Genomic DNA, 10,229 nt, shown 5'->3' with positions numbered 1-10,229 from the left:
GCACCCGCCCTGCCCACGCCGCACGTTATCGTCGGACTGATCGCCTGGGCCAAGCGCGAAGAGCGGTGCGGCGCCCTGGCCGAGCTGCTGGACCGCCATAGTGCCCAGGCTTGCACCGGGGGCAGGTATTGAGATGGGGGACATTGCGGACGTTCTCGGTAATGACGCCGCCACAGTCCTCTTTGGCGCCGCCTTCGAGGACTTGGTCGCTACCGATCTCCCCGGCGGCCGCAATGTCGCGGACGACTACCTTCGCCGGCGTGGCTGGAAGGAAAGCGCCTCCACCCGCGACTACATCGCCGGCCTGCGCCGCTCGGTTATCAGCCTTTACGAGGTGAGCGGGCTCGTGCCGGGCGAATCCATGCAAGTCCGCGATCTGGTCCGCGGCGGCGATCCGGTACGCGTCTCGGAGAAGCTCGGCTCGCAGGGGCTGCGGCAGTGGGATCGGGTCGCCACGCGGGTGATCCCGCTGCGCGAGGGCGCCGTGATCAGCGGCACGCTCATGCTGTTCGAGCATGAGGCGAGCGAGGCGCTGCTTGCCTCACTTCGGAAAACCCGGACAAGAGCGCCTCGCGAAGTTGCGGCGGTTACGCGCGAGTTTGGCATCGAGACCGACGCGAAGACCCTGGCCGGCATGTTGGCCCTTTCCGCTGGCTGGGATGATGACCTGCTGCGGATCGAGCTTGGGGAGCTCCAGGCCGACGGCTTCGACCTTGCCCTGACCGGCTTCGACCCGCTCGAGATCGCTGGGCTCCTGGCCGAGCCAACCACCGGCCTCACCGACCCTGACGAGGTTCCGGAGGTGCCGGCCTCCCCGGTAAGCCGTCTTGGGGACCTCTGGCAGCTCGGTCGTCATCGCCTATTCTGCGGCGACAGCACCGACCCGGCGGCGGTCGAGGCCGTGCTGGCCGGAGTGCGACCCCACCTCATGGTCACCGATCCGCCCTATGGCGTGGAGTACGATCCCGCCTGGCGCAACACGGCCCTGGAGGGCAGCAAGACCGAGCGCACCGGCGAGGTGCTGAACGACCACCGGGCCGACTGGCGCGAGGCCTGGGCGCTGTTCTCTGGTGAGGTGGCCTATGTCTGGCATGGCGCCTTGCACGCCACGACCGTCGCCGACAGCCTCGCCTCCTGCGGCTTCGAGATTCGCGCCCAGATCATCTGGGCCAAGGAGCGACTGGTTATGGGCCGCGGCCACTACCACTGGCAGCACGAGCCCTGCTGGTACGCCGTCCGCGGCACCGGGCACTGGAGCGGCGACCGCAAGAACCGTGCGCGCCATGTCAGGCTACGGCATACCGCATGATAGTATCGCCACGCTGCTCGATATAGACGCCAAGACGCTGCGCAAGCATTTCCGCCGCGAGTTGGACAGGGGATCGATCGAGGCTACCACCAAGGTGGCGCAATCGCTCTTCCAGATGGCAACCCAAGGCAAGAACGTCGCCGCAGCAATCTTCTGGATGAAGGCAAGGGCCGGCTGGCGAGAGAAGCATGAGGTGCAGGTCACCGCACAGCCTTTGCATGAGTTACCCGATGCCGAGCTGGATCGCTTAATTCAGGGCGAGCTTGCTCGGTTCGTTCATCAACGCATCGGCGTCGATGCGAGCGACCTCGACGCGGTTGCGGAAAAAAGGCCCGCCACCGAATGACGCCAGCGTCAGCGTAGGCCTCTGTTCACCACCGACCAACGACCGTTGATCGGTGCTGAACAGGGAAGGCATTCGAGGGTGCCTAACGTTCGGATTGCTCGCCGGCGCTCGCTGGGCCGACTTGCCCCGTCGGGAACTTCGAATCGTGCTTGCAAGCATCAAACCCCATTCACGAGCTCACATTTCAGAGCGTGGCGGTTTTCCGGGACTGCAAGCGGTGAAGCCGCTTGCCATTTGGCGCAAATAACACCATTTTTGCACAAACGGCATGGGAGATCCTTATGCTAGCCCTTACGGAAGTTGCGACCGGCAGTCCCAGCTTCTCGCCTGAACCGATCACTGACCAGGAGGCGGCGGCGGCGTTCCGTGCTGCCATAAACCTTTTCCGGCTCTGGGGCGTGACCGACGAACAGGGCGCGGTGCTCCTGGACGTACCGCCGCGGACGCTAGCGCGCTGGAAAGCAGAGCGTGCGCCGGGGCGGCTGGGCCGAGACGGCAAGGCGCGCCTATCAAACTTGATGGGTATTCATAAGGCGCTGCGGATTATCTTCCGCGAACCCCAGCGCGGGTACGGGTGGGTACGGGCGCCGAATCAGGCCTTCGGAGGCCGCTCTGCCCTCGAAGTCATGCTGGGTGGTGAGCTCACCGATTTAATGCGGGTCCGCCGCTACCTCGACGCGGAGCGCGGCGGCTGGTGATCGACCCAGCCTCGGTACCGACCAGCGAGGTGAGGTGGACCGGAGCGCGGCGGATCATCCGGAGCATTCACCCGCCGATTGACCTATTCGAGGACGTTGCGGACCCAGAGGATTGGCCGCTGCTGATTGCGGCGGAGATGAAGACCAATCCACGCCTCGCGGAGGCGGTCGGCAACCTCGACCTCGTGACGCCGGCACGACGTGTTTCGGGTCCCGGGGCGTCGTACCTCATGGCGCCGTTTACCCACGCCAGCACCGACCGGCCAAGTCGATTTAGCGACGGCCGCTATGGGGTCCTCTACGCCAGCGCTACTTTCGAGACAGCGTTGGCGGAGACCATCCACCATCACGAGCGATTTATGGCGGCGACCGTAGAGCAGCCGGGCTGGACGTCGCAGTTCCGGGAACTGGTGCTCGACATCGAGGGACGCCTTCACGACCTGCGTGGCGGCCGGCCTGAGTTCTCGTTCCTCTTTGCTTCCGACGCGTACACCACGCCGCAAGCGCTGGCCGCTGCGCTCCTCGCGTCCGGCTCCGAAGGGATAGTTTACCCGAGCGTGCGCGACCCGGGCGGGGAGTGCGTCGGCTTGTTCCACCCTGACCTGGCCCGCAACGTCGTTCAGGCGCGGCACTTGGACTACCATTGGGATGGCCGGCGTGTGGATCTGGTCAGGGAGCTTACTACGCCGCCCCGCGTCTTCCGGATCGGGTAGCTGGCCCGCCCCGACCCATGGCCCGATTTATCACCCGCGCGACCGTCGTGTGGGTCCATGCACCACTGCCCCGTGGCGTCGGCAGGCCACGCTCGGTCAGCGCCCGCGCCATCGCCGCTTGGCCGACCACGCCCTCGGCCCGCAGCCGCTCCACCTCCAGGGCCAGCCTGTGCGCAGCCCGCTCCGCCGCCAGGCGCCGTGCCTGGGTCGCTGCCGCGGCGCTGGGCCCCTCTGTCGGCCGATAGCCCCTGTGTCGCCACCCAGCGCCGCCCCACGCGCCTTGGCGGCCGCCAGCGCGGCCCTGGTGCGCTCGCTGATCAGCTCGCGCTCCTTTTGCGCCATGGCGGCGTAGATGCGCATCATCAGGTCATCGGCGCCGGGCATGTCGGCTGCCCGGATCGCGTAGCCCTCCTCCAGAAGCCCGGAGAGGGTGTGGGCGCGGCGGGTGATCCGGTCGAGCCGAGCGGCGACCAGCACCGCACCAAGCTGCCGGCAGCGGGCCAGCGCCGCCTGGAAGCCCGGCCGCCGGTCGTCCTTGCCACTGGCCACGTCCGAGTACTCGGCAACAAGGGTCCAGGCCTTGGGCCTCGACGTAGGCCCGGACGCTTGCCTGCTGCGCCTCCAACCCCAGGCCGCTGTGCCCCTGCTCGGCCGTCGAAACCCGCAGGTACACGATCGCCAGGCGAGCGCCCTTCAGCGCCGGCCGCATCAGCTCGCCTCCGCGATGCGGTAGACGGTGTAGCTGCCCTTGGCGCCCTCGTTGCCCGGACCGACCTGGCGGACCCGCTCGGCTGCCTCGATTGCGATGCCCTGGCGCCGCTTCAGCCCGGCGAAGAAGCCCCGGACCGTGTGGGCCTGCCAGCCGGTTGCCTCGGAGATCTGGGCGACGGTGGCACCCTCCGACCGGCGCAGCATGGCGAGCACCCGCTGCTGTTTGGTGCCTTCACGCGGCTTGCGGGGTTGGGCTGAATCGCGCGGCGGCCGGTTGGGCTTGCCGGCAAGGGCGGCGCGCAGGGCGGCGACCGCATCGGGCAGGCGTGCCTCTTGGGCTTCCTTATCGTCCCAGGCGGCCAGCACGGCCGCCGCCGCGGCGCGCAGCCCCTGGCGGCTCGGCATCGCTGGAGAGGCCTCAGCGGGGGCAGCGGGTGGCTTCTGGGCCGGCGGAGTGGCCTCGTAAGCCTCAGGCGCGTGTGCGGCCGTCGTAGGGGCTTCTGCCGGGATCCCTGTGTCGGCGGTTCCGGCAGCGGCGCGCAGGCCCGCCTCCGTCAGGCGGTAGTGCACGAGGACACCGTTTACGGCCCATGCCGTGGTCTCGTCCGGCTGCTCGAGCGCTGCCGGTTCAATCAGGCCCTTGGCGAGAAGGCTCCGGCGAATGGCGTCGCGCGGCGCCGGGGCGAGCCGGGCCGGCGGAGGAACGAGGTCCTGCGGGTGCTGCAGCGCGACGGTGAGGATCGCGGCCTGCGTCGGGGTAGGCGTCATGGCGGGCTCCTGGTGCAGCACCCGTCCAGCCGGGTGCTACTGCCCAGAGCCCCGCCGAGATACCGGGCGAGGCAGCGCGCCGGCGTTACCGCGGCGCGTGGCCGACCATTCGCTCTGCGCCCGACTAAAGTGAAGCGGAATCGATTGTCTCGCCAACAGCCAAACTCTTTAGCAAAGCGAGCAAGGCTGCGAGACGCTTCACGGTCGGCCTGCGGCGTGGGGAGTACCGGTCGCTAGAATTGAGGCCGTGGCGGGCGCCTCAGCGTTAGCGGAGCTCGACCAGCCGAGGCGAGCCGTGCCGAGCACCTCACCGGCTCCTTAGGACTGCCCTGAGGGTACCAGCCGGGAGGGCAGCCCGGCGCTTGCTGCCCACCCTGCCATCTTCATCCAAGTGCGGTCCATGATGATGGGTAAAGCTCTCCAAGCCGCCCTGCGTACATCATGTCGGGCGGCGAACCCGACGGCGCTTATGGTAGAGCGGACCGGCAGGATGTAAGAATGTTTCATAACTGAACATGCGAAGGAGGATGTGTATGCGTTGTCTGTTTGCCGCCGCGATCGGCCTAACCATGTCGCTGGTGGGTGCAGCAGAGGCTGGTCAGGCTTTCGACGCAATCCGCGCACGGGGCACCATCATTTGCGGTGTCAATCAAGGCGTCGCCGGCTTTTCGACCCCAGACAGCCGGGGCGAGTACCGCGGCCTTGATGCTGACTTCTGCCGGGCGCTCGCGGCTGCCGTGTTTGGCGACCAAGCAAAAGTGCGCTTCGTCCCGACCTCCTCACAGAACCGTTTTACCATGCTACAAAGTGGCGAGATTGATGTGCTCGCGCGGAACGCGACGCAGACGCTACAGCGTGATACGGCTCTTGGCCTGAACATGGCCGGGGTCAACTTCTACGACGGCCAGGGCTTCATGGTCCGCCGTTCGCTCAACATCACCTCGGCTCGGCAGCTTGATGGTGCGACGGTGTGCATACAGCCGGGCACCACGAGCGAGCTGAACATTGCCGATTACTTTCGTGCCAACAACATGCGCTTCACGCCGGTGCTGATCGAGCGGCCGGACGAGTTCGTCGGGGCATACAACGCCGGGCGATGCGATGCCATGACACAGGATGCAAGCCAGCTCGCCAGCTACCGGGCGACCGCCGTGCAGAACCCGAATGACCACATCCTCCTACCCGAGCGCATCAGCAAGGAGCCGCTCGGCCCCATGGTCCGGCACGGGGACGATCAATGGTTTGATGTGGTGAAATGGGTCCTAACAGGCATGGTCGAGGCCGAAGAACTAGGTATCACTCAAGCAAATGTGGATGAGCGCCTACGTGACACTAACCCCGCTGTGCAACGGCTTCTGGGAGTGACACCGGGTTTCGGGCGCGCACTCGGGCTCGATGAGCGGTGGCTATACAATGCCATCAAAGCTGTGGGGAACTATGGCGAGAGCTTTGAGCGTAACCTCGGTAGCGGTAGCGCTATCGGGCTTTCACGTGGCCAGAACGACCTCTGGACCCGCGGCGGCCTCATGTACGCACTGCCGCTCCGTTGATGCGCGCTTGTCTTCGGGTGACCGGGATTGGACCGCTCGGCACGGGGCACTGTGTGGGCCTCGAACGTCTTCGGGTCCTGCTTGTTGCCTGCTTACTATTTCTTGCGCAGGCTGTCGTAGCAGAGGAGCTCAAGGGGCGTGTCGTCGGTATCACCGATGGCGACACCCTCACCCTGCTCACCGAGCGACGGGAGCAGGTCCGGGTCAGACTGGCGGAGATTGACACACCCGAGAGCGGCCAGCCCTACGGCAGCCGCGCCCGGCAAGTGCTGTCGGACCTCGCCTTCGGAAAGATGGTTCATGTAGACGTGCGGGATACGGACCGCTACGGCCGCACGGTCGGGCTGGTCTACGCTGGCACCATGGGCGTTAACGCCGAGATGGTCCGCCGCGGCGCCGCCTGGGTCTACCAGCGCTACAGCGACGACCCCGACTTGCTGCGCCTCGAGCAAGCGGCGCGGGCGGAGCGTAGAGGGCTTTGGGGACTGCCGGAAGCCGAACGCGTGCCGCCTTGGGAGTGGCGCGCGGCAAGGAGCCACCACCACTAGGGTTGATCCCCATCAGATGAGGTGCTGTGGTTGCCTATGAGGCCACGTTCCAAGACTACTGCAGGCTTCGCTGGCCGGTCGGGAACGTGAGAGTGATGTTCGAACTTCACGCCGCGTGCTTTCAGCCCAAGCCATCATTCTCCGCTACACGGAGCATCGCCTCTCTGAATGTGAGGCCTCGCCGTGCCGCCGTCTCCCGAAGGGTATTTGAGAGCAGCATTGAATTGGAGGCGAGTTGATAGCGGGCTCGCACTGTCTCGACCGCTCGTTGATATGCAGCGTCGCTCGCATGGGCGCGAATAGCCCGCCACTGCCCCTCGCTCGTGATCGGTTGCGACAAGTCAACCGGTGGCGGCGCAACGCGATTGCGCACTGCACGCGGATCGATGCCCAAGGCCTGGAACGCGTCCTGATGGGCGCCGTGCCCTCTACTTCGCCGACGCCAAATAAGGTAGATGGCAGCGGCCATTAGCACCCCGCCTGCGACCAAGAACATCGTATATGGCAGGTTAGTGATGTCCGGCATTGCTTTACCTAAGCTTCGACGCTCGGGCCACGTGACGGCATGAGCGCGGGGTTGAGTGCGTATACGAAGGTTCAGCCACTCCGCAGCACTATCGCGTTGAGCCAGCGCTCACCGGTGCGCCCGGCTCGCACATCTCCTGTGACCCAGACCTCCGAAACGTTGACGCCAACTCCGGCGAGCGCCGTGCGAAGCGTGGCCTCGGTGTGGTTCGCAAATCGGCGCCCCTCGACTACACGCTCCTCGTCCCCCAGCTTGACGGACATGTACCAGACGCCGTGTGGCCGGAGCGCCGACGTGAGGCGCGTAGCGACACCAGGGAATCCCGCCGCCGGCACGTGGAGGAGGGAGGCGCAGGCCCAGATACCGTCGAACTCCTCCCGCCACGTGACGTCCTCGAAGCGTATGTGCTGGACCTCGGCCCGATCGCCGACACGCTCCCGTGCCAGCCGCACCATCTCCGCCGACGCGTCAAACGCGACTACCGAGTACCCACGCTCCGCAAAGGCTAGCGCATCGCGCCCAACACCACAGCCCGCGTCCAGAATCCGCCCGTCGGGCGACAGGTGCCGAAGGAAGCGATCATATAAGGCTGACATGTCGAGATTGGCCGTGTCGGCTGCGAAGCGCGCGGCGTTGCGGTCATAGTAGCCGATCGTATCATCCATCTCGTCAGATACCGGCTGCTGCACCTTTCGGCTCCCACTCATGGATGAGGTGATCGCGCGCGATCTGCTGCCGAGCACGCAGGAAGGAAGTCCTCGTGTCGGTATCCACCCCGGTCTGGAGCATGATCGTCTCACGCAGTGGGTGATGGCTGTCCACCAAGTAGTTGTTGCGCTCATGCAGGCGCGCCACCAGCCGCGGGGAGGGGACGGCCGCAAACTTCCCGCGCTCGCCTCGGTTGCAGCCCCGGCATGCAAGGACGAGGTTCCACACCCCGTCGGCGTCCGGCATCTCGCCGCGCTCTTTTAATACCCAGGGGAAAAAGTGGTCCACATCGGTGGCGGCCAGCGGCACCTCGGCCGCGCAGTAGAAGCAGCGCCCCCGCTGGTAGCCGTTCAGCGCCCCGCGCACCCGGGTCAGGCTGGTGCGCCGGATCCGGCGATCCTGCTCGACAAAGAGCAGGTCCCGGGTCGCATCGGCCTGGACCGCGACGCCGGCCCGGGGCAGGTCGAGCTGCCAGGCGGTCTCCACCAGCCGCCAGCGCGCCTCCGCCTCCTCGGCCAGGCCTGACCCCTGCACGGACGCGGACAGCCGTCGCAGGTCGGCCGTCAGGCGAATGGCGCCACCTCCGCCGCGGCTCCCGCTCCTCTCGTCCTCGAAGAAGCGGACCGGGACCGGCCCGCTGCCGACCATGTGGAAGGCGTCGATGACATTGCTGAAGCCGAGCCGGGCTGTGGTGCCGATCAGCGTGTCCTCGGACAGTTCGCCGCGGTTGAAGGCCCGGCAGGCGTCCAGGAACTTGCTCGACCGCGATGTGGTTTGCTTGTCGATGAGCTTGAGGTGCTCGCATAGGTGCCGGGCGAAGGGGGCGGCCAGCTCCTCAAGCGTCACACGGTCGTCGGAGCGGCCCGCCAGCCCGAGCAGCGTCTTGGCCAGGGCGAACTTGTAAGAGGCTACGTTACGGCCGAACAGGACGACAGCGCGCCAGTTGGCGTCGAGCGTCGGGGCCTTGGCGAGGAAGTCAGTCAAGTGGCGGCGGCCCCGAGCGATGCGAATCGACCGAGCTTTTCATCACGGATTCGCCGGCGAGTGGGCGCCAGAACGCGGCCATCGTTCACTGGGTCACTCCGCACTACGTAGGCCGTACGACGATGGCCGGCTCGTCCTCGGTCGTCAGGACCAGCACGGCCTGCTCCGGGTGCCGCCATTCCAGCCCGTGAAACAGTCCGACTAAACCATCTACGTCGAGATGGTTAAAGCCGCCACCGAAGCAGACGATACCCAGATGCTTCCAACCACCGAAGAGTGCGTCGACCGCCACCAATTGCCCAACGTCCGCGCGCCGGAGCCAAGCTTGGAGTTCGGCGAGAGGTGGGGGTGGGACGTCGGGGCTGTCCTCCTCGATGCCGGAGAACATTAGAACCACAGTGGTGACATGGCTCATTTGACGGCATCAACGCAGACGGCATGGCCATCGTCGATCATCCCGCTCCATGTGCTGCGCCGTTTGCCATTCGATCCTGAGACCTCGGTGCCCGGGTCGCGAACACAGAGGCAGTAGCCCGAACGCGGATTGGCCAGCTTCACGCCGTCATCGACGGAGGGGCGTTCCGCGCGGCTTCAAGCAGCGGCATCAACCGGGTCAGCCGTGCAGTGGCCGCCTCAACGACCCCGTTTGCGACCGCTTGGTGCACTTTAGAGATTTCGCGAAGGCGCTCGGCCTCCACTCGCGGCCCGGCGATATCCGGGACCACTGAGCCGCGAAAGCGTGCCACTGTGGCGTCCACCTCCTCAAATCGCGGCAGATTCGCAAGTATTGCGTCCCGCAGTCCCTGCTCTAGGTCACGCGTGCGCTCCCGTAGATCCCGGCGACGCCGCTCGCCCGGGGTTGCGAAAGCCTTCCATACGCCGGCCAGCGCGACCGCACCCAACACTGCGATGCCAACTGGGCCAGTGACCGTGGCTGCCGCGACCAATCCTGACTTTACCGCCGCACCGGCCGCGGCGGCCCCTACGGCGCCCGCCGTAAGCGTACGGCCGCTGGCCCGATCGGCGGCAGCTTTCACCCGAAGCTCGAGCCGTGCATTTGGCACAATCTGGCGGAATTCGTGTCGAGCCATGGAGCGCAGCGCCTCATCGCCCACATACGTAAACTCCTCACAATACTCGGACACTTCGCGTTGAAGAAGATCGAGTTGATCTTGGTAGCGCTGTGCCAACCGAAAATATCTGCGCTCAAGATTCTTCACAACCATTCGGTCATTAAGGTCCGCCGTATCGAGCCGCCCAAAAAAGCCTTTACTGGCCTCAGTCATGCGTCGGAAGTCCACCTCGAACTCCTCAGAGCCCGTCCATGAAGAACTTCTGTATTCTGAATGCGTTGCGGCAGGACATCTG

Annotated in this window: 11 protein-coding genes and 1 pseudogene; 6 read left to right on the top strand and 6 right to left on the bottom strand. The window is 66.0% G+C overall.

Annotated elements, in window-relative coordinates; translation table 11 throughout:
- Positions 1-133: 133 nt before the first annotated feature.
- The 4 genes from AC5JJ1_RS03860 to AC5JJ1_RS03845 all read left to right on the top strand — a co-directional run bounded on the left by AC5JJ1_RS03860 (position 134) and on the right by AC5JJ1_RS03845 (position 3,066).
- On the top strand, positions 134-1,309 hold the full coding sequence (locus AC5JJ1_RS03860) for a DUF7986 domain-containing protein (protein WP_495783799.1): 1,176 nt from the start codon (positions 134-136) through the stop codon (positions 1,307-1,309).
- A complete protein-coding gene (locus AC5JJ1_RS03855) occupies positions 1,284-1,655 on the top strand; it encodes a hypothetical protein (protein WP_495783798.1) in 372 nt (123 codons plus the stop codon). The genes AC5JJ1_RS03860 and AC5JJ1_RS03855 overlap by 26 nt, the downstream gene beginning before the upstream one ends.
- Before the next feature lie 227 nt (positions 1,656-1,882).
- On the top strand, positions 1,883-2,353 hold the full coding sequence (locus AC5JJ1_RS03850; RefSeq protein ID WP_495783797.1) for an MbcA/ParS/Xre antitoxin family protein: 471 nt from the start codon (positions 1,883-1,885) through the stop codon (positions 2,351-2,353).
- On the top strand, positions 2,350-3,066 hold the full coding sequence (locus tag AC5JJ1_RS03845; RefSeq protein ID WP_495783796.1) for an RES family NAD+ phosphorylase: 717 nt from the start codon (positions 2,350-2,352) through the stop codon (positions 3,064-3,066). The genes AC5JJ1_RS03850 and AC5JJ1_RS03845 overlap by 4 nt, the downstream gene beginning before the upstream one ends.
- Before the next feature lie 96 nt (positions 3,067-3,162).
- Here the strand turns inward: AC5JJ1_RS03845 and AC5JJ1_RS03840 are convergent.
- Both AC5JJ1_RS03840 and AC5JJ1_RS03835 read right to left on the bottom strand, forming a co-directional pair.
- Positions 3,163-3,636: pseudogene (locus tag AC5JJ1_RS03840) on the bottom strand (recombinase family protein); the annotation flags it as partial.
- A gap of 138 nt (positions 3,637-3,774) precedes the next feature.
- A complete protein-coding gene (locus AC5JJ1_RS03835) occupies positions 3,775-4,545 on the bottom strand; it encodes a DUF3489 domain-containing protein (protein ID WP_495783795.1) in 771 nt (256 codons plus the stop codon).
- Positions 4,546-5,078: 533 nt separating this feature from the next.
- Here AC5JJ1_RS03835 and AC5JJ1_RS03830 point away from each other — a divergent pair.
- The gene (locus AC5JJ1_RS03830) at positions 5,079-6,095 is read left to right on the top strand and encodes an amino acid ABC transporter substrate-binding protein (RefSeq protein ID WP_495783794.1); all 1,017 of its coding nucleotides are present in this window, start codon (positions 5,079-5,081) and stop codon (positions 6,093-6,095) included.
- Between the two features lie 53 nt (positions 6,096-6,148).
- Positions 6,149-6,643: a thermonuclease family protein gene (locus AC5JJ1_RS03825; RefSeq protein WP_495783793.1), complete on the top strand. Its 495-nt coding sequence runs from the start codon at positions 6,149-6,151 to the stop codon at positions 6,641-6,643.
- Between the two features lie 597 nt (positions 6,644-7,240).
- Here the strand turns inward: AC5JJ1_RS03825 and AC5JJ1_RS03820 are convergent.
- From AC5JJ1_RS03820 to AC5JJ1_RS03805, 4 genes are all read right to left on the bottom strand, one after another.
- Positions 7,241-7,834 carry a class I SAM-dependent methyltransferase gene (locus AC5JJ1_RS03820; RefSeq protein WP_495783792.1) on the bottom strand — a complete coding sequence of 198 codons (594 nt, stop codon included), beginning with the start codon at positions 7,832-7,834 and terminating at the stop codon, positions 7,241-7,243.
- Positions 7,835-7,838: 4 nt separating this feature from the next.
- Positions 7,839-8,861 carry an HNH endonuclease gene (locus AC5JJ1_RS03815; protein ID WP_495783791.1) on the bottom strand — a complete coding sequence of 341 codons (1,023 nt, stop codon included), beginning with the start codon at positions 8,859-8,861 and terminating at the stop codon, positions 7,839-7,841.
- A gap of 103 nt (positions 8,862-8,964) precedes the next feature.
- On the bottom strand, positions 8,965-9,276 hold the full coding sequence (locus AC5JJ1_RS03810; RefSeq protein ID WP_495783790.1) for a hypothetical protein: 312 nt from the start codon (positions 9,274-9,276) through the stop codon (positions 8,965-8,967).
- 139 nt (positions 9,277-9,415) lie between these two features.
- A complete protein-coding gene (locus AC5JJ1_RS03805; protein WP_495783789.1) occupies positions 9,416-10,162 on the bottom strand; it encodes a hypothetical protein in 747 nt (248 codons plus the stop codon).
- Positions 10,163-10,229: the final 67 nt, after the last annotated feature.

Source organism: Belnapia sp. (assembly GCF_059504005.1).
This window is presented reverse-complemented; position numbering and strand designations above follow the sequence as displayed.